Source organism: Paraburkholderia sp. MM5496-R1, assembly GCF_050436205.1.
Taxonomy (GTDB): Bacteria; Pseudomonadota; Gammaproteobacteria; order Burkholderiales; family Burkholderiaceae; genus Paraburkholderia; species Paraburkholderia tuberum.
Window position 1 is genome coordinate 1,788,749 of sequence record NZ_JBNDLT010000002.1, and the last position, 19,836, is coordinate 1,808,584.

13 protein-coding genes are annotated in these 19,836 nt (G+C 66.7%); 6 read left to right on the forward strand and 7 right to left on the reverse strand.

The window, feature by feature from the left end:
* Nucleotides 1–139 precede the first annotated feature (139 nt).
* From pgl to OKW38_RS15190, 3 genes are all read left to right on the forward strand, one after another.
* Nucleotides 140–856 carry a 6-phosphogluconolactonase gene (gene pgl / locus OKW38_RS15180; protein WP_090803460.1) on the forward strand — a complete coding sequence of 239 codons (717 nt, stop codon included), beginning with the start codon at nt 140–142 and terminating at the stop codon, nt 854–856.
* Nucleotides 834–2,750 (forward strand): bifunctional transcriptional regulator/glucokinase, encoded by a 1,917-nt coding sequence (locus OKW38_RS15185; protein WP_090803458.1) that lies wholly within the window; start codon nt 834–836, stop codon nt 2,748–2,750. Before pgl ends, OKW38_RS15185 begins: the two co-directional genes overlap by 23 nt.
* Before the next feature lie 151 nt (nt 2,751–2,901).
* The gene (locus OKW38_RS15190) at nt 2,902–3,828 is read left to right on the forward strand and encodes a bestrophin family protein (protein ID WP_090803457.1); all 927 of its coding nucleotides are present in this window, start codon (nt 2,902–2,904) and stop codon (nt 3,826–3,828) included.
* 31 nt (nt 3,829–3,859) lie between these two features.
* Here OKW38_RS15190 and OKW38_RS15195 read toward each other — a convergent pair whose 3' ends face one another.
* From OKW38_RS15195 to apbC, 5 genes are all read right to left on the reverse strand, one after another.
* Nucleotides 3,860–4,624, reverse strand: coding sequence for a lysozyme inhibitor LprI family protein (locus tag OKW38_RS15195; RefSeq protein ID WP_429362123.1), 765 nt, complete (start codon nt 4,622–4,624; stop codon nt 3,860–3,862).
* Nucleotides 4,609–6,894, reverse strand: a complete 2,286-nt coding sequence (locus OKW38_RS15200) for an arginine/lysine/ornithine decarboxylase (protein WP_018419715.1) — start codon at nt 6,892–6,894, stop codon at nt 4,609–4,611. The genes OKW38_RS15195 and OKW38_RS15200 overlap by 16 nt, the downstream gene beginning before the upstream one ends.
* Nucleotides 6,895–6,984: 90 nt before the next feature.
* Nucleotides 6,985–7,554: a dCTP deaminase gene (dcd, locus tag OKW38_RS15205; RefSeq protein ID WP_008924193.1), complete on the reverse strand. Its 570-nt coding sequence runs from the start codon at nt 7,552–7,554 to the stop codon at nt 6,985–6,987.
* A gap of 205 nt (nt 7,555–7,759) precedes the next feature.
* Complete coding sequence (locus OKW38_RS15210) at nt 7,760–8,296, reverse strand: superoxide dismutase family protein (protein ID WP_090803451.1); 537 nt, start codon at nt 8,294–8,296, stop codon at nt 7,760–7,762.
* Nucleotides 8,297–8,426: 130 nt separating this feature from the next.
* Nucleotides 8,427–9,515, reverse strand: a complete 1,089-nt coding sequence (gene apbC / locus OKW38_RS15215; RefSeq protein WP_429362125.1) for an iron-sulfur cluster carrier protein ApbC — start codon at nt 9,513–9,515, stop codon at nt 8,427–8,429.
* 340 nt (nt 9,516–9,855) lie between these two features.
* Here apbC and OKW38_RS15220 point away from each other — a divergent pair, with 340 nt between their 5' ends.
* Nucleotides 9,856–10,509 (forward strand): OmpA family protein, encoded by a 654-nt coding sequence (locus OKW38_RS15220; protein WP_429335913.1) that lies wholly within the window; start codon nt 9,856–9,858, stop codon nt 10,507–10,509.
* A 404-nt stretch (nt 10,510–10,913) separates the two neighbouring features.
* A complete protein-coding gene (metG, locus tag OKW38_RS15225) occupies nt 10,914–13,046 on the forward strand; it encodes a methionine--tRNA ligase (protein WP_429362127.1) in 2,133 nt (710 codons plus the stop codon).
* Nucleotides 13,047–13,142: 96 nt separating this feature from the next.
* Here metG and OKW38_RS15230 read toward each other — a convergent pair whose 3' ends face one another.
* Together OKW38_RS15230 and OKW38_RS15235 are read right to left on the reverse strand one after the other, a co-directional pair.
* On the reverse strand, nt 13,143–17,480 hold the full coding sequence (locus tag OKW38_RS15230) for a translocation/assembly module TamB domain-containing protein (protein WP_429362129.1): 4,338 nt from the start codon (nt 17,478–17,480) through the stop codon (nt 13,143–13,145).
* A gap of 45 nt (nt 17,481–17,525) precedes the next feature.
* Nucleotides 17,526–19,379 (reverse strand): autotransporter assembly complex protein TamA, encoded by a 1,854-nt coding sequence (locus OKW38_RS15235; protein WP_090803443.1) that lies wholly within the window; start codon nt 19,377–19,379, stop codon nt 17,526–17,528.
* Nucleotides 19,380–19,646: 267 nt separating this feature from the next.
* Between OKW38_RS15235 and OKW38_RS15240 the strand changes: the two genes are divergently transcribed.
* Nucleotides 19,647–19,832 carry a DUF3460 family protein gene (locus OKW38_RS15240; protein WP_090803441.1) on the forward strand — a complete coding sequence of 62 codons (186 nt, stop codon included), beginning with the start codon at nt 19,647–19,649 and terminating at the stop codon, nt 19,830–19,832.
* Nucleotides 19,833–19,836: the final 4 nt, after the last annotated feature.

A 19,836-nucleotide genomic window follows, 5' to 3' on the forward strand; every position in this document is an offset into this window, starting at 1 on the left:
CCGGCAACACCACCGACGAACTGAACGGAGTCGCGCCGGTATCGCGTCATGCGTTTGCAGGCCACCCGCCTTGCAGGCGTCGCGCGAGAGTAGTCAGGCTGATTCCGAAGACCTAACAAGAAAGCAGCACGGAGGAGAAGTGATCGAGCTTCACGCTTTCGACGACCAGCGCGCCCAATCCGACGCGCTGGCGAAAGCGGTGGGCGACGCGTTACATGCGTCGCTTGCCGCACAGGCGGCCGGCACCGGCACGTCAACCCCGCTCGCGCGCCCGGCCATGCTGGCCGTGTCCGGCGGCAGCAGCCCGCGTCCGTTCCTGCAAACGTTGTCGACGCAGACGTTCGACTGGCCCCGCATCGCGATCACGCTGGTCGACGACCGCTGGGTGCCGGAGACCGATAGCGCGAGCAACGCGCAGCTCGCGCGCGCCACGTTGCTGCAGAACGCGGCGCAACACGCGACCTTCTGGCCGCTCGTCGACACCACCCAGGATCTGCATTCGCACGTCGCCGCGCTGAACGCGGACGCGCGCTTTGCCACGGCGCCCGACGTCGCGGTGCTGGGCATGGGCGAAGACGGCCATACCGCGTCGATCTTCGCCGACGCGCCCGAATGGGATCACGCGATCAACACGACCGAGCGTTTCGTCGCCGTGCATCCGGGCGCGGCGCCGCACGCGCGCGTGAGCTGGTCGCTGTCCGCGCTGAAGGACGTGAAGCATCTGTTTCTGCTGATCGCAGGGCCGCGCAAGATGGACGTGCTCAATGCCGCGTCCGCCGCGCTACAAAAAAATGCCATCTCGCAGCTGGCAAACGACAAGGGAGTGAGACTCGATGTCTACTGGTGTGCAAACTAAAGCTGTGCCGGGCGCGGTCCAGCACGCCGATGGACCGAGGCTGCTTGCCGACATCGGCGGTACCAATGCGCGTTTCGCGCTCGAGACGGGCCCCGGCGAAATCGGCTCGGTGCAGATCTATCCTTGCGCCGACTACCCGAGTGTCGCCGACGTCATCAAGAAGTATCTGAAGGACACGAAGATCGGCCGCGTCAATCACGCGGCGATCGCGATTGCGAACCCGGTCGACGGCGACCAGGTCAGCATGACCAATCACGACTGGACCTTCTCGATCGAAGCGACGCGCCGCGCGCTCGGCTTCGACACGCTGCTCGTCGTCAACGACTTCACCGCGCTCGCGATGGCGCTGCCCGGCCTCACCGATGCTCAGCGCGTGCAGGTGGGCGGCGGCCAGCGCCGGCCGAACAGCGTGATCGGCCTGCTCGGCCCCGGCACCGGCATGGGGGTGTCGGGCCTGATTCCCGCCGACGACCGCTGGATCGCGCTCGGCAGCGAAGGCGGCCACGCCACCTTCGCGCCCGCCGACGAGCGTGAAGATATCGTGCTGCAGTACGCGCGCAAGAAGTGGTCGCACGTGTCGTTCGAACGGGTGGCCGCGGGGCCCGGCATCGAGGTGATCTATCGCGCGCTCGCCGGCCGCGACAAGAAGCGCGTGCCGGCCAGCGTTAATACCGCCGATGTGGTCAAGCGCGCGCTCGAAGGCGAGCCGCTCGCGGCCGAATCGGTCGACGTGTTCTGCGGCATTCTCGGCACCTTCGCCGGCAATATCGCGGTGACGCTCGGCGCGCTCGGCGGCATCTATATCGGCGGCGGCGTCGTGCCACGCCTCGGCGAGTTCTTCGCGCGTTCGTCGTTTCGCCAGCGCTTCGAGGCGAAGGGCCGCTTCGAGGCGTATCTGCAGAGCGTGCCGACCTATGTGATTACCGCCGAATACCCGGCGTTCCTCGGCGTATCGGCGATTTTGGCGGAGCAGCTGTCGAACCGCGCGGGCGGCAGCTCGTCGGCGGTGTTCGAGCGGATTCGCCAGATGCGCGACGCGCTGACGCCGGCCGAGCGCCGCGTCGCCGAACTCGCGTTGAACCACCCGCGTTCGATCATCAACGATCCGATCGTCGACATCGCGCGCAAGGCCGACGTCAGTCAGCCGACCGTGATCCGCTTCTGCCGCTCGCTCGGCTGCCAGGGGCTGTCGGACTTCAAGCTCAAGCTCGCGACCGGTTTGACCGGCACGATTCCGGTCAGCCACAGCCAGGTGCATCTCGGCGACACCGCGACCGACTTCGGCGCGAAGGTGCTCGACAACACCGTGTCCGCGATTCTGCAATTGCGCGAGCATCTGAACTTCGAGCACGTGGAACGCGCCATCGACCTGCTGAACGGCGCGCGGCGCATCGAGTTCTACGGACTCGGCAATTCGAACATCGTCGCGCAGGACGCGCACTACAAGTTCTTCCGCTTCGGCATTCCGACCATCGCGTACGGTGACCTGTACATGCAGGCGGCCTCGGCCGCGCTGCTCGGCAAGGGCGACGTGATCGTCGCGGTGTCGAAGTCGGGGCGCGCGCCCGAGCTGCTGCGCGTGCTCGACGTCGCGATGCAGGCCGGCGCGCAGGTGATCGCGATCACGTCGAGCAACACCCCGCTCGCGAAGCGTGCGACGGTCGCGCTGGAAACCGATCACATCGAGATTCGCGAGTCGCAACTGTCGATGATCTCGCGCATCCTGCACCTCGTGATGATCGACATTCTCGCGGTCGGTGTGGCGATTCGGCGCGCGGTGCCGAGCGACGACGTCGCCGAGACGGTCGAGAAAGCGCGCGAAGGCGCCGACGACGACGCGACGGCCGTGCTCGACTGGCTCAGTCACGGCGCTGCGTCGTCGGCGCGCGACTGAGCCTTCGCTCACGGCTGTCCCGATCCGCTTGCGGTGAACGAACCCGCGGCGTGTGCATCGTCTTCGATGCGCCCGCCGCGGGTTTTCCTGTTTGGGGGCGCGAAAAGCGACCGATAATAGGCGCTCTATCTCCTGGCCGAACCGCTTTGCCATGATCATCCGCCCGCATCTCCACTGGTTTCACATGCTGCTTGCGTGGCGCGGCTCGGTGCTGCCGCAGTTGCTGCCGCGGCTCCTGCTGATCTTCTTCATCTCGATCATTGCGCTCGCCGCACACGATCATCTGCTGCCCGTCAGCCTGAACCTGAACTCGATCGCGCCGTTCTCGCTGGTCGGCATTGCGCTCGCGGTGTTTCTCGGCTTTCGCAACAACGCGAGCTACGACCGCTGGTGGGAGGCGCGCAAGCTGTGGGGGCAGTTGCTCAATGAGTCGCGCTCGCTGACGCGCCAGGCGCTGACGCTGCCGTCGCGCGAGTTGCCCAAAGAAGAAGCCGCCGCGTTTCTGGCGATACTGAGCGCGCTCCCGCATGCGCTGCGTCATCAGTTGCGCAAGACCGAACCGCGCGACGACCTTGCCGCGCGGCTGCCCCGCGCACTGTTTGAACGTGTGATTGGATCGCGCTACAAGCCAGCCGCGCTGTTGCTGTGCCTCGGCGAATGGGTGCAGCGCGCGGCACGCGCGGGGGCGCTCGATCCGATGGCGGTGCTCGCGTTCGACCGCAATCTGAGCGGGCTGTCGGATGTGATCGGCGGGTGCGAGCGCATCGCGTCGACGCCACTGCCGTTCGCGTATTCGGTGATGATCCACCGCACCGTGTACTTCTTCTGCGCGTCGCTGCCATTCGGACTCGTCAATAGCATCGGCATTTTCACGCCGGTGTTCGCGGTGTTCGTCGCGTACACGTTCATGGCGCACGAAGCGATCGCGTCGCAGCTCGAAGAACCGTTCGGCACCGACGACAACGATCTCGCGCTCAACACGATGTCCGCGATGATCGAGGATGCGATGCGCGATCTGCTCGGCGAGCCGGCGCTCGCGCCGCCGCAGCCGCGCGAAGACCGTTATCAATGGGATTGAATGCGCGGTGGGCCGCGCCGGTCGGCGGCCGTCAGTGGTTGCCGGCCGTTTCGGAGAGCCGTTTGATCGTCGCGACGCGCGCGCCGATGATGTCGATACGCCCGTGCTCGTCGACGAGCCGCGTCGACGCCGTCAGATACGCGCTCCACGCGCGTTGCGCGTGCACGAGCGTCGGCCGCGATTGCGCCGGCATCTTCGATTCGAGCACACGATAGTAGCGCTTCAGATCGAACATCGCGTGTTCGCAACGCGCGTCGGCGTTGCAGGCTCGCGGCCGGCGCGGCGCCGGACCGTTCGCATCGGCGAGCGCGCTGCGCAGCGCGAGCGCGCGGTCGCGCACCGGCTGCAGTTGCATGTCGGCTTCGGAAAGCACGTACATCGAACCTTGGGTCGTGGCGAAGACCGCGGCAAGCAACTGCTTCTCGGCATCGCGCGACGCGAGCCAGCTCGACTGGCTCCTTTCCCACAGCCTGCGCCGCGCGGGCGGCAGCTTCGCGAGCAACTGCTGGTACGCGTTGTCGACCGCGACCTTCCAGCCGATGCGCGCAGCGTCCATGCACTGCACCTGCCCCATCGTCGTCGACATGTCGGCGCGCGCGAGACATGCGCGCATCGACGCGTCGATCGGATCGGCGGCGGCCACCTCGGCATGCGCCGCCGGACTCGCGATGCCGCCGAACACCACCGTGCCGGCCGCCAGCGCGAAGACCAGCACGCCGGCCCCGCGCCGCCAGCGGCCGATCGCTGCCAGGCCCGGCAGAAACGTCACCCACCCCATCGTCAGATGCGCACGCAATCGACGAAGTATTCGATGCGCCCGTTGACCATTTCGCCGACGAGCCCGTGGATATCCGTATGGAAGCCCGGGAAGCGCTCGTTGAACTCGCGCGCGAAACGCAAATAGTTGACGATGGTCCTGTTGAAACGCTCGCCCGGAATCAGCAGCGGAATGCCCGGCGGATACGGCGTCAACAGGATCGACGTAACACGGCCTTCGAGCTCGTCGATCGGTACCCGATCGATCTCGCGGTGCGCGAGCTTCGCGAACGCGTCGGACGGCTTCATCGCCGGCTCCATGCTCGACAGGTACATCTCGGTCGTCAGACGCGCGATGTCGTTCGCGCGATACACGCTGTGGATCTGCTGGCACAGGTCGCGCAGGCCGACACGCTCGTACATCGGATGATGCTGCACGAACTCGGGCAGCACACGCCACAGCGGCTGGTTGTTGTCGTAGTCGTCCTTGAACTGCTGCAGCTCGGTCACCATCGAGTTCCAGCGGCCCTTCGTGATGCCGATCGTAAACATGATGAAGAACGAGTACAGGCCCGTCTTCTCGACGATGATGCCGTGCTCGGCCAGGTACTTCGTGACGATCGCGGCCGGAATGCCGGTTTCGCCGAAGCCGCCGTCCATGTCGAGACCCGGCGTGACGATCGTCGCCTTGATCGGGTCGAGCATGTTGAAGCCTTCGGCGAGCGGGCCGAAGCCGTGCCACGCGTCGTTGGGGCGCAGCATCCAGTCGTCGCGCGAGCCGATGCCTTCCTCGGCGAACTGGTCCGGGCCCCACACCTTGAAGAACCAGTCGTCGCCGTATTCGGTGTCGACCTTGGTCATCGCGCGGCGGAAGTCGAGCGCTTCAGCGATCGACTCCTCGACGAGCGCGGTGCCGCCCGGCGCTTCCATCATCGCCGCGGCCACGTCGCACGACGCGATGATCGCGTACTGCGGGCTCGTCGACGTATGCATCAGATACGCCTCGTTGAAGCGATGCTTGTCGAAGCGGCTGTTCTTCGAATCCTGCACGACGATCTGCGACGCCTGCGAGATGCCGGCGAGCAGCTTGTGCGTGGAGTGCGTCGCGTACACCATCGCGCCGATGCGCGGACGGCCTGCGCCGATGGCGTGCATGTCCTGATAGAACTCGTGGAATTCAGCGTGCGGCAGCCACGCTTCGTCGAAGTGCAGCGTGTCGAGCCATTCGCCCAACATCTCCTTGATCATCTCGACGTTGTATATCACGCCGTCGTAGGTGCTTTGCGTGATCGTCAGAATGCGCGGCTTCAGGTTCGGGTTCTTCGCGAGCGCTTCGCGCGCGAACGGGTTCGCCTCGATCTTCTTGCGGATGTTCTCCGGTTCGAACTCGCTGCGCGGAATCGGGCCGATGATGCCGAAGTTGTTGCGGGTCGGCGTCAGGAACACCGGGATCGCGCCGGTCATCGTGATCGCGTGCAGGATCGACTTGTGGCAGTTGCGGTCGACCAGCACGATGTCGCCGGGCGCCACCGTGCCGTGCCAGACGATCTTGTTCGAGGTGGAGGTGCCGTTGGTCACGAAGAACACGTGGTCGGCGCTGAAGATGCGCGCGGCGTTGCGCTCCGAAGCCGCGACCGGACCGGTATGGTCGAGCAGCTGGCCCAGTTCGTCGACCGCGTTGCAGACGTCGGCGCGCAGCATGTTCTCGCCGAAGAACTGGTGGAACATCTGGCCGAGCGGGCTCTTCAGGAACGCGACGCCGCCCGAGTGGCCCGGGCAGTGCCACGAGTACGAACCTTCTTCCGCGTACTGCACCAGTTCCTTGAAGAACGGCGGCGCGAGCGAGTCGAGATACACCTTCGCCTCGCGGATGATATGGCGCGCGACGAACTCCGGCGTGTCCTCGAACATATGGATGAAGCCGTGCAGCTCGCGCAGGATGTCGTTCGGCAGATGGCGCGAAGTGCGCGTTTCGCCGTACAGGAAGATCGGAATATCGGCGTTGCGGCGGCGCACTTCGGTCACGAACGCGCGCAGCGCGACGATCGCGGCGGCAAGCTCGGGCGTCTCGCCTTCGACGACCACGTTATCGACGTACGGCAGCAGCTCGTCGTCGTCGATCGACAGGATGAAGCACGATGCGCGGCTCGACTGCTGCGCGAACGAGGTCAGATCGCCGTAGCTCGTCAACCCGAGCACTTCCGCGCCTTCTTTCTCGATGGCTTCGGCCAAAGCCCGGATGCCGGAACCCGAGATGTTCTCGGAGCGGAAATCTTCGTCGATGATGACGACGGGGAAACGGAACTTCATGGGCGATTCTCCAAAAAGAAAACGACCGCTGCGTTACGTAAAAAGCGCAGCGGTCACCCGAATAACTGATGGGTCAAGACGCTGCCGGCGTCACGTTTTCGGCAATGTGACGCCGTGCTGACCTTGATACTTGCCGCCGCGATCCGCGTACGACGTTTCACAAATCTCGTCGCTTTCGAAAAACAGGACCTGAGCGACGCCTTCGTTCGCGTAAATTTTCGCAGGCAAAGGTGTCGTATTCGAGAATTCGAGCGTGACGTGGCCTTCCCATTCCGGCTCGAACGGCGTCACGTTGACGATGATCCCGCAGCGCGCGTAGGTCGATTTGCCGAGGCACACGGTCAGCACGCTGCGCGGAATACGGAAATACTCGACCGTGCGCGCGAGCGCGAACGAGTTCGGCGGGATGATGCAGACGTCGCCCTTGAAATCGACAAACGACTTCTCGTCGAAGTTCTTCGGATCGACGATCGTCGAGTTGATGTTGGTGAAGATCTTGAATTCGTCGGCGCAGCGGATGTCGTAGCCGTAGCTCGAGGTGCCGTAGCTGACAATCTTCCGGCCGTCTTCGGAGACGCGAACCTGATCGGGCGCAAACGGCTCGATCATCTTGTGCGACTCGGCCATGCGCCGGATCCACTTGTCAGATTTGATGGTCATAGGTGAGAGCTGCTCGACGTGAATATCAGGTGTGACGAAAGATAGACGAAAACGGCCGGCGGCGGCGCCCAGCCGGCAAAGGCCGCTTATTTTACGCGATCACGGAGACGCTGCCGCGGATGGCGCGAGGCGCGCCCGATGAAGGGGTCCGCCGACTGGCACGACGCCGTTGCGGGGGCGGGCGCGGCGAAAGCGCGCTCGCGCTTCACTGCTGGCGAATCACGCCGCAGGCGATCGCCGCGCCCGCGCCATGCTGAGGGTAAGCGTAGGGATCGGTCGCATCGCGGTGGAGCAGTACCGCGCGCTGCAGCACCGAGCGGATGCCGTCGAGCGACACGTCCGGCGCGACGATGAAGCCGGTGGCCACGCCGTTCGCGTCCGCATGGATGTTGCCGAGATCGCCCTCGACGCGCGCGCCGGCCTTGAGCCGTTCGGCCGCCGGCGAAAACACCGGACCGGCGCTGGAGCCGTCGGCGGCGTTGCAGTCGCCGCGCTCGTGCACCTGCAGCGCGTGGTCGCTATTGGGCGGCAAGCCCGTGAGATTGTAGGTGACCTGGACGCCGTCCGAGCGCTCGATAAAGGTCACGAGACCGTGCGCCTGATTGCCCACGGTGGGCAGCAGTTGCGCGTCGGCGCGCTTTTCCTGTGGTCTCAGGAATACGCCACAGCCGCTCAACAGCACACAGCCGGCAGTCAGGACGATGAACGCATGTACCGCGTGCCCGTCGATTCGTTTTCCCATGCGATCCTCTTGTCGGCCTGGCGGCTGCCCCTGCGGCCGCCGAGCCGAACTCGTGAAGTCGACATGATACCGCGAGAGTTCGTGAAAATAGGGATCGAGATCACCCCTAATCCCTCGCCCGAACGGCCGCTCAGGTGTTCTGCACGACGATGTTCGGAAACTTCGAGCTCATGTCGCGCGCGCGTTCGGCGATATGCACCGCGACCTTGCGCGCGATCGAGCGATAGAGCTCCGCAATGCGCCCGTTCGGGTCCGCGACGACCGTGGGACGGCCCGAGTCGGCCTGCTCGCGGATCGTGATGTCGAGCGGCAGGCTGCCGAGCACCTCGACGCCATACTCCTTGCCCATGCGCTCGCCGCCGCCGGCGCCGAAGATGTGCTCCTCGTGCCCGCAATTCGAACAGATGTGCAGGCCCATGTTCTCGACGATGCCGAGAATCGGGATGCCGACCTTTTCGAACATCTTGAGGCCCTTCTTCGCGTCGAGCAGCGCGATGTCCTGCGGCGTCGTGACGATCACGGCGCCCGTAACCGGCACGCGCTGCGCGAGCGTCAGCTGGATGTCGCCGGTGCCCGGCGGCATGTCGACGATCAGATAGTCGAGTTCGTGCCAGTTGGTCTGGCGCAGCAGCTGTTCGAGCGCCGAAGTCGCCATCGGGCCGCGCCACACCATCGGGTTGTCCGCCTCGATCAGGAAACCTATCGAGCTGGCCTGCACGCCGTGGCCGGTCATCGGGTTCATCGATTTGTCGTCGGGCGATTCGGGACGACCCTCGATGCCGAGCATGGTGGGCAGCGACGGGCCGTAGATGTCGGCGTCGAGAATGCCGACCGCCGCGCCCTCGCTCGCGAGCGCGAGCGCGAGATTCACGGCGGTCGTGCTCTTGCCGACGCCGCCCTTGCCCGAGGCAACCGCGACGATGTTCTTCACGCCGGGCAGCAGTTTCACGCCGCGCTGCACGGTGTGTGCGGCAATCTGTTGCGAAACCTCGACGCGCACGTTCGCGACGCCGGGCACCGCGCGCAACGCGTCGGCGAAGCGCTGGCGGATCGCGTCGAACTGGCTTTTCGCCGGGTAGCCGAGCATCACCTGAAGGCTGACCGCGTCGCCCTCCACAACCACGTTGCGGATGCTCTTCGCGGCCGCGTACGGCGCGCCCGTGTTGGGGTCAGTGACGGCCGCGACGGCGGCGTCGACCAAAGCCCGATCGATACTCATTGATACTCCGTGGGGAAGAGGTGCGGCGCGGCGAGATGGACCGATCGGCCACGCGGCGGAATTTGCAAGAAATTGTTATGCGGCATTGCGAAAATCGAACGTGCCGGGCACCCTTCGGGGCACGCGGGACGCCGTAGGGTCGCATCACTGTGTGTTTCAGGCACTATTGTAGTGTCTGACGGCACACGGTGCCCTAAGACCCTTCTTCGCTGTAGGACCGCGCGAAGCAAGGCGCAGGAATCGTTCCCGAACTTTCTGAGTGGTCGGTGCATTGCCGTAATGTTCGCTGCATAGACTGACCGCTACCCGCTAGCTCATTCGCACTCGAAAGGAAACCAAAATGAATGCAAGAATCATGACTCGCGTGGCCGTATTCGCCGTGGCCGGCTCGCTGGTGGCAGGCTGCGCAACCCAACAGGGCACCAATACAGCAGTCGGCACCGGCGTGGGCGCTGGTGCCGGCGCGGCGATCGGCGCGATCTTCGGCGGCGGCAAGGGCGCGGCGATCGGCGCGGCCACCGGCGCCGCGGTGGGCGGCATCACCGGCTACAACTGGGACAACATCCGCAACCGCATGTCGGGCGCGACCAAGGGCACCGGCACGCAGATCACCGAGCAACCTGACGGCTCGCTCAAGCTGAACATCCCGAGTTCGGTCACGTTCGACACCAGCAGCTACGCGATCAAGCCGTCGTTCGCACCGGTGCTCGACCAGCTCGCGCAGACGCTGCAGCAGAATCCGGAAGTCGTCGCGTCGGTCGTCGGCCATACGGACAGCACCGGCTCGCTGCAATACAACCAGACGCTGTCGGTCAATCGCGCGCAGAGCGTGACCGGCTATCTGGCGCAACACGGCATCGCGCCGCAGCGCCTGTCGGCCACCGGCATGGGCCCGAACCAGCCGATCGCCGACAACAACACCGAAGCCGGCCGTGCGGCCAACCGTCGCGTCGAAATCTATCTGCGCGCCACGGCCCAGCACGCGACCCAATAAGGGCAAGTCTCAAGGAGAAGGCGCCGCCGGGCCGGCCGGGCTTCAGCCGCACGCGCCCGGCTTGCGGGCGGGACGAGCCGCCGGACCGGTTTGTCGACGGATCGAAAAAATTTCGAACTCTGCGGAAAATCCGCGGTCTGTCTTTACGGTACGTGTCTGGCGAAGCCATCACGTCACCATTCTCCTCTTGTCGTTGTTGCTCCGGGGTTTATCGACCCCGGTTTTTTTTGCCCGCGCGGTTTTGCACCCCGCTTCGCCAGGCATCGTTCCTGGCGGTCCCCCACCGCAGCGCCCGCCCCCGTCCCCCTCTGTTCCGCGCGTCCAGCCCGCCGCGCCCGGTCCGCGTGCGGCGTGCGCCCTGCTAAAATCACCGTTTCGTCCCACCGCAGGCACCCCCGATCCTTATGTCAGCACCCGCCACCGACCTCCCAGCAGGCGCGCCGCCCGGCCGCCGTCAGATTCTCGTCACGTCGGCCCTTCCTTATGCGAACGGGCAGATTCATATCGGCCATCTGGTCGAATATATCCAGACGGACATCTGGGTCCGGGCGCTGCGAATGCACGGCCACGAGGTCTACTACGTCGGCGCAGACGACACGCACGGCACGCCGGTGATGCTGCGCGCGGAACAGGAAGGTCTGACGCCGAAACAGCTGATCGATCGCGTCTGGCTGGAACACAAGCGCGACTTCGACAGCTTCGGCATTTCGTTCGACAACTACTACTCGACGGACTCCGACGAAAACCGCGTGCTCAGCGAAAACGTCTACCTCGCGCTGAAGGAAGCGGGGCTGATCGACGCGCGCGAGATCGAACAGGCGTACGACCCGGTCAAGGAAATGTTCCTGCCGGATCGCTTCATCAAGGGCGAGTGCCCCAAATGCGGCGCCAAAGACCAGTACGGCGACAGCTGCGAGGTCTGCGGCTCGACCTACCAGCCCACCGAGCTCGTCAATCCGTACTCGGTCGTCTCGGGCGCGACGCCGATTCGCAAGACCTCGACGCACTACTTCTTCCGCCTGTCCGATCCGCGCTGCGAGAACTTCCTGCGCGCCTGGGTCGGCGGCCTCGCGCAGCCGGAAGCGACCAACAAGATGCGCGAATGGCTCGGCGACGCCGGCGAAGCCAAACTCGCCGACTGGGACATCTCGCGCGACGCACCGTACTTCGGCTTCGAGATTCCGGGCGCGCCCGGTAAGTATTTCTACGTGTGGCTCGACGCGCCGGTCGGCTACTACGCAAGCTTCAGGAACCTCGCCGAAAAGCGCGGCCTCGACTTCGACGCGTGGGTCCGCAAGGGCTCGACGGCCGAGCAGTACCACTTCATCGGCAAGGACATCCTGTATTTCCACACGCTGTTCTGGCCCGCGATGCTCGAGTTCTCGGGCCATCGCACGCCGACCAACGTGTTCGCGCACGGCTTTTTGACGGTCGACGGCGCGAAGATGTCGAAGTCGCGCGGCACCTTCATCACCGCGCAAAGCGCGATCGACACCGGCCTGAATCCGGAATGGCTGCGCTACTACTTCGCGGCCAAGCTGAACAGCACGATGGAAGACCTCGACCTGAATCTCGACGACTTCCAGGCGCGCGTGAACAGCGATCTGGTCGGCAAATACGTGAACATCGCGAGCCGCGCGGCCGGCTTCCTGATCAAGCGCTTCGACGGCCGCGTGCAGGACAGCGCGATGCATCATCCGCTGCTCGGCACGCTGCGCGCGGCGCTGCCGCAGATCGCCGCGCACTACGAAGCGCGCGAGTACAGCCGCGCGCTGCGTCAGACCATGGAGCTCGCCGACTCGGTCAACGCCTACGTCGATACCGCCAAGCCCTGGGATCAGGCGAAAGACCCGGCCAACGCGGTCGCGCTGCACGAGACCTGCAGCGTCAGCATCGAGGCGTTCCGTCTGCTGTCGCTGGCCCTGAAGCCGGTGCTGCCGAAGCTCGCCGAAGCGGTCGAGGCTTTCCTCGGCATCGAGCCGCTCGTGTGGGCCGACGCCACCGTGCCGCTCAGCTCGGCGCGCCCGATCAACGCGTACAAGCATCTGATGACGCGCGTCGATCCGAAGCAGATCGAGGCGCTGCTCGCGGCCAATCGCGACTCGCTGCAGGCCACGCCGGAAGCGGCGCCGGCCGACGCGAAGGCCAAGGCGAAGGCCCACGCCAAGGCCGTCGCCGCGAAGGAAGAAGAGGCCGGCATCATCACGATCGACGACTTCGCGAAGGTCGATCTGCGCATCGCGAAGATCGTCGACTGCAAGGCGGTGGAAGGCTCGGACAAGCTGCTGCAACTGACGCTCGACGTCGGCGAAGAGAAGACCCGCAACGTGTTCTCGGGCATCAAGTCCGCGTATCAGCCGGAGCAGCTGATCGGCAAGCTGACCGTGATGGTCGCGAACCTGGCGCCGCGCAAGATGAAGTTCGGCATGTCCGAGGGCATGGTGCTGGCGGCATCGGCGGCGGACGAGAAGGCCGACCCGGGCCTCTACGTGCTCGAGCCGCATAGCGGCGCGAAGCCCGGCATGCGCGTGAAGTAACACGCGGCGCCTTCGGGCGCCTCGCCCCACCTCGCCGCAGGCAGCATGACGAAAACGGCACGCTTCCAGGCGTGCCGTTTTTTTATGTTGCCCGCGTCACCACGAGATCCGGTCGAAGCGCCGCGTGTACAGCACGTCGGCGCCATAGAACGTGCCGCCATACACGACCAGCGACCAGTATCGCGTCAGATTGATCGTCGCCTTGATCGCATTGCTCGCCGACTGCAACCCCTGCTCGTAGCCGATCACCAGCCGCTCGTTGATCGCCTTCGACACCATCACGACCTGCGGATCGGTCAGGCCGACGTCGCTGCGGCCGATCGAAAACTCGTCGAGCCCGACGGTCTGCGCGATCCGCTGACCCGTCGCGCTGCCGAGCAGCGCGAGCGCGGTCGTCATCGTGCTCTGCTGGCCGAGGTTATTGCCCTGGTCGGTGCCGTGGCCGAACAGCAGCCACGACAGTTTTTCGTTGTCCGACACGCTTGGCTCCGACACGAGCCGCGCGACCGGCGCCTGCAGCGTGCCCGTTACCTGTACGCCGGCCTCGACCTGCTGGTTGCGGCGCATCGCGAGAATGTTGATGCCCGGATTCGTGACTGGCCCGTTGAACGTGAAGAAGCCGTTCTCGATCGCGAGCTTGCGGCCGAATGCGGTGTAGGTCGATCCCGGCGTGACGCGCACGTTGCCGACCGCGCGCAGCGGCGTATTCGGCGCGCTCGTCGCGGTGATCGTGCCGGCGAGGCCGAGATCGGCGCCCTTCCCACGGAAGCGGAAGTCGTTGCCGAGGCCGATCTCGATGTTCGCGCGAGGCGCGAACGGGCTCGCCGGCGGCTGGCCGCCTTCGCTCGGACGCGGCCGGCCGCCCGAGCGCGTGCCGTCCGGGCGGATGATCACGACGTCGTCGCCGAGGCTCGGCGCGGCCTGCTCGGGCAGATCGAACCGCGCGCTGTCGACCACGAACTTGCCGTCGATCACAGGGCCGCGCTCCACGCCGCCGTTCGAGATGTTCGCACTGCCCGACAGCGACAGATGGCGGTCCGGCGACGCGAACACATCGAGCTTGTCCGCGACGATGCTCGCGGTCATGTCGGGCTCCGGGCTGTCGAGACGCACGCGCCCAGTCGCGCGCAGCGTGCCGCTCGCGCCGTGGAACTCGACCTGCTGGAAGTCCACCATGTTCTGCGACAGCGCGATGCGCACGACCCCGTCCTTCAGTTGCACGCCCTGGCTCACGACCGTCGCGGACAGACCGTCGCCGGTCAGCGAGCCGGTCACGTTCGGTTTCGCGACCGTGCCGCCGAGCGCGAGCTTCAGCGCGAGATGGCCGTCGAGCAGATAGCTGGGGCCGAGCAGGCCGCCCGTCGTGCGCAGCGACGGCACGTTCGCGTTCACGTTGCCCGACAGCGCGCTTTGCGGATCGACGCTCAACATGCCGTCGCGCAGCACGAGCGGCGTGTGCGCGTCGGCATCGATCACGCCGACGCGGCTCGCCTGCGCATGCACGGTCGCATTGAGCCGGTTGCCGCCGGTGAATTCGGCGCGCGCTCGGATGTCGCCAATGCCCATCGACGAGAGCCCGCGGCCGATCTCGACCGTCACGTCGCCGCTGCGCCGGCGCAGCTCGATGTGGCCGCTCGCCGTCGCGCCGAGCGAGAAGTCCCAGTCGCCGTCGAACACGAGGTCGGTGTGCACGGCCGGCGGCTCGCCGGTGATCTGGTGACGCAGCTCCTGCAAGTGCGCGAGCGACACATCGGTCAGGCTACCGGCCGACTGGATGCGGCCGTGATCGAACGCGAATGACTTCAGGGTCAGCACCGAGCCTTCGATCGTCAGGCGCGTTGCGCCGAGCGTGAGGTGCCCCGGCCCGGCGCTGAGCGCGAGCGGCGATTCGAGATTGAGCGCCGGCGTGCCGCGATTTTGCAGACGCGTGACGGTGCCGTCCCAGCGCGAGCCGTCGCGCGTGTCGGTCAGCTTGCCGTTGGCGGCGAGCGTCAGATCGAGCGGTCGGTCCTGCAGCTTGCCGGTCGCGGCGGCTTCGAGCGTGTGGTTCGCGCGTGTGCCGGACAGGCGGGCGGTCAGCGTGGCGAGGTCGACGCCGCCCGCGTTGACGTTGCGCGCGTCGGTCGTGAACGCGAGCGCGCCGTTCGCGCCGTCGCGCAACTCGGCGTGGCCTTCCGCATGGCCGATGCGGTTGCTCGCGAACACGACGCTGTCGGCCTTGTAATTCAGCGTGACGTTCGGATGCGCGAACGAGCCGGTAACGTCGCCGTCCGCGGCGACCGCGCCCGCGAGGCCGAAGCCGAGCCGATCGAGCTGCGGCGCGTCGATGCCGAAGCGCAGCCGGTCGCCGGCCGCGCCGAAGCTGCCTTGCAGATTCACCCGGTTGCCCGCCACCGAAAGATTCGCGTGGCTCGGCAGGATTCGCGAGCCGGCCAGCTGGATCATGCCGCCGCCCGTGAGCGGCAGGTCGTTGTAGACGCTCGGACCGAGCGTGAATTCGGCGCGCGTCGTGAAGACCGGCGCGAGCACACCTGCTGCCGTGACCGTGGCGTTCACGCGCGCCTCGATCCTGCGCGCTGGCGGACCTGCATGGGCGGCCGCGCGTGGCGCATGGCCCGCGCCATGCGCGGGCGGTGGCGTCCCGCGCTCGAGCACTTCGGTCTGCACCGCGGCCTGCGCTGTGTTCTTCGCGATGGCGGCGGCCTGATCGCCGGACGCCGCGCTCTTCGCGCCGGCGGTGCTGCCCACGAGCGCCGCGGCTTGCGCTTGCCGCTCGCGTTGCGCGCCGCTCGCGGCGGACGCGCCGGATGTCGTGACAGGCGTGCGGGCGGGCATCTGCGAGGTCAGCGACAGCGGATCGAAATCGGTCAGTTGCGCCTTCAGGTTGTAGGTCGAGTTCTCATCGTGCTTCAGCGCGCCCGATAGATCGATGCGGCCACGGCCCGACGTGACACGCACGTCGTTGAAGCTGATGCGTGCGGGGTCGAACGTAATCTTGCCCTGGGCGCGCAGCGCGGCGGCGGGGTCGGCGAGATCGAGCGTCAGTGTCTGGATGTCGTCGTTCAGGCGGATGCCGATCGGGCCGGACAGCTGCGTCGGCCGCAGGGTCGCCTGCAGCGCGTTCAGGTCGAGCCGCGCGACGCTCAGATCGAGCCGGCCGTGCCGGCCGCTCAGCGCACCGCCGCCGGTGAGCGTCGCGTTGCGCACGAGCCGCACGTTCAGGTTCGAGATGCTCTGCGTGTGGGCGTCGAGGCGCACGTCGGCGTTCGCATCGATCAGCGGCAGCAGTTTCTGGTCGATTGCGCCGGGTTTCGCGTTGACGATCGAGACATGGCCGGCGACGGCGAAACCCGCCGCCGGTTGGGCCGGCGCGTGGTGGTCGCCGAAGATGTGGTGCGGATGGCTGGCGGCCGACGGTTTCGCCGCGCTGGCTGTGCCAGGGGCGGTCGCCGCGCCCTGCTCGACCGGCTGCAGCTCCGCGCGCACCGCCAGATCGGCCAGCGGCGCACCCGGCGCGAAAGCCTGCGGATTCACATGATCGAAGCTCAGCGTCGCGCGCTGCAACGGCACCGCGGCGAACGGCGCCGCTTCGACCCGCGCGTGGCCGGCAAGCTTCATGCCGCTCGCATCGAGCTCGGCGACGAGCTGCTCGAGCGTGCCGCTCACATGGCCGGCCACCTGCACCGCTTCATCGTTGACCTTGCCCGCATAACCGACTTCGCCGGTGAGCGGAAACGGCCGCACGCCATCGAGTTTCGCCGCTGCCGTCAGCGCCCCGAACGGCGTATCGAGCCGATCGATCACGGCCTCGTGATGACGCCCGTCGCTGCGCCCATGAAACGCGAAGCTGGACAGCTCCGTCGTCGACGCGCCCTGGTGCAACAGCAGCCGCTCGACCCGCACGTCGCGGATCTCCAGCTGCATCGGTAGCTGCAGATCCTGCGGCAAGCTCAGCGGCTCGCTGGTGCTCGACGACGACGGGCCGACGCGCGCCTCGATCGTGCCGACGTGCAGGTAGTTGATCGTGAACCGCCACGGCTCGCGCGCGAGCGCCCAGCTGCCCGCGATGCGGTCTATCTCGATGTCGGTGCCGCTGCCGTCGAGGCTGCGCCAGCGCACGTCGCGCAGTTGCACGCCGCGCGCGAGCGTGCCGCCGTCGAGCGTGCCGGCGAGCCGGCCGCCGAGCAGCTTCACGGCCGCGTGCCACGCGTACGCGGTGCCGCGCTCGGTCGTCAGCGCCCCGTACAGCAGACCGACCGCGAGTGCGGCGAGCAGTACCAGCATGACCACCGTGCCCGCGACCGACTTCAGCAGCAGCCGGCCCCAGCGCCGCTTCGGCGGCGGCGTGTCGGGCGGCTGCTGCCCATCCGGCGGTCCTGGCGGCATGGCGCCGGGCGGCTGCGCGGGGGGCGGGGCGGTGACGTCGGTGGTCATGCGTGAATACGGTGGCAAATAAGGTAGTGGGTTATCGTCAAAACGTCAGAACGCGATGCCGAGCGTGATATACGGCCGCACCCGGTTATCGCGGATCCCGTAAGCGACATCGAGATTGACCGGGCCGACCGGGCTGCGCCAGCGCGCGCCGACGCCGGCGCCCGGATAGAAAACTTTTTCGCCCCAGGTGTCGGTCGCGGTGCCGATGTCGAAGAATACGGCCGCGCCCCAGTTGTGCGAGAACCAGTGCTGGTATTCGGCCGCGCTCGTCAGCAGGTACTTGGTCGGCAGGATCGAGCCGGCGACGTTGTTACCGATGCTCTGGAAGCCGTAGCCGCGCACCGAGTTCGAGCCGCCCGCGCGGAACAGCAGCGACGCCGGAATGCCGCTCGAGCTGCCGCTCGTGAATACGCCGCCGAGCTCGGCGCGGATCAGCACGATGTCGTCGACGCCGATCGGGAAATACTGCTGGCCGCGCGCGTAGCCGCGGATGAACGACTGGTCGGCGAGCAGACCTTTCACCGCGAAGCCCGCCTCGACGTGGATCAGGTTGCCGCGGCGCGGGAACAGCGGGTCGTCGGTGTCGCGCCGCGTCCACGACCACCCCGGCACCAGCGCGTGCGCGCGGCTCGGCGGCGCCGCGTTCTGGTCGAGCTGATCGTCGTAGAACAGCAGCGAATAGCTGTAGTCGAGGAACTGCGACGTGCGCGAGCGCTGCACACCGCCGCGGATGCTGTAGATGCGCGTGTCGGAGACGTCGGTGGTCGTGTACGACGCGAGCGCGCTATTGGTCCACCCGTGCTGGCCCGGCGGCATCGACAGCTGGATCTGCCCGTATTGCTGCGTGTTGTCGGCGCGGCCCTCGACGGTGAACGGCCACGCCGCGCCGAACGTGTTCAGATACGTGTAGCCGCCCTGCACGAGCGGGCCGTTGTCGGTCGAATAGCCGACGCCGCCGCGGAAGCTGTTATACGGAAACTCCGACACCTTCACGTGCACCGGCGTGTCGAGCGGCTTGGCGGGGTTGTCGTCGAGGTCGATCGCGACGCTCGCGAAGTACGGCGTGTTCTGCAGTTGCCGCTGCAGTTCGGCGACAGTGCGCGTGTCGTAGATGTCGCCCGGCGAGATCGGATTGACGTTGTGGACGATGCGCTCCGGATAGCGCTTCATGCCCTGCACGTCGAGTTGGCCCATCGTGAAGGTCGGCCCGCTGTCGTAGATCACCGACAGCTTCGCCGTGTGCGTGCGCGGATCGATCAGCGCCTCCGAGTGGTAGATCTTCGCGGCGAGGTAGCGGCGCGATTGCAGCTCGTGCAGCGACGCGTTCTTCGCGTCGTCCCAGGCGCCCTGCGAGAACGGCTGGCCCTCGTGCAGCGAGAACGCGAAGCGCGTCGCGTTTTCGCGCGATGGGTCTTCGGTCAGCACCGCGCCGCGAAACGACAGATCGACCGACGTGACTTTGGTCTGCGGGCCCGGCTCCACGCGCACGGTGACCTGCCGCAGGTTGTCGACGGTGCGCACGTCGGTGCTGACGAGCGGCGAGAAATAGCCCTGCGTCGCGGCGAGATCGCGCACCTGCTGCGGCGTCGCGGTGATCAGGAACGAGAACTGGTCGTCGGTGACGTCGGGCCGCTTCGCGAAACGCGAGATATCGAGGTGCTGTTCGAGCAGCCGGCGCAGCGCGCGCGGCTCGGCGACCACCTCGACCTTGTAGCTCGGTGCCTTGCTCGCCGCGTGAGCCTTGCCCGCGGCGAGCAGCAACATCAGGAGGCCGAGGCCGATGGCGAGCGACGCACGTAGCCAGCACCGCGCGAGCGCCTCGCGCTCACGCGCGCGCCCGCGCGCCTGGCCGGTCTCGCCGCGCAACGCACGCGGCATGTCGATCGTACCTCCCGCCAAACAGGACCTCCGGCCTCAATGAGTGAATTCTCGCGCCCCGGCCGCGCATGCGATCGAGGCATGCTATTTGACCACAACGCGACCCCGATCGGCCTGTCTCGTACCCCTGGCGGAGCTCCGCGCTTCATCTCAAAAATGGGCGGCCCGCGGCGATTTTCGACCGCCCGCGACGCATGCGGTAAAATCGCGGACGACGGCGCCCTCCCCGCGGCACCGCGCAGCGGCCAGCCCGAGAGCCGCCACCCTACCCACCACGGACGTCGAGCCATGTATCAATCGGACATCACCCAGTTCCTGAACCAGCTCAAGCAACAGAAGCCCAATCTGGAGGCCGAGCAACGCAAAGGCCGCGCACTGCTGTGGGACAAACAGCCGATCGATCTGGAAGAGCGCGCCGAGCAGAAAACTTCGCGCGTGGAGCAGACGCCTTACTCGTACTACCAGAACTTCTAAGCTC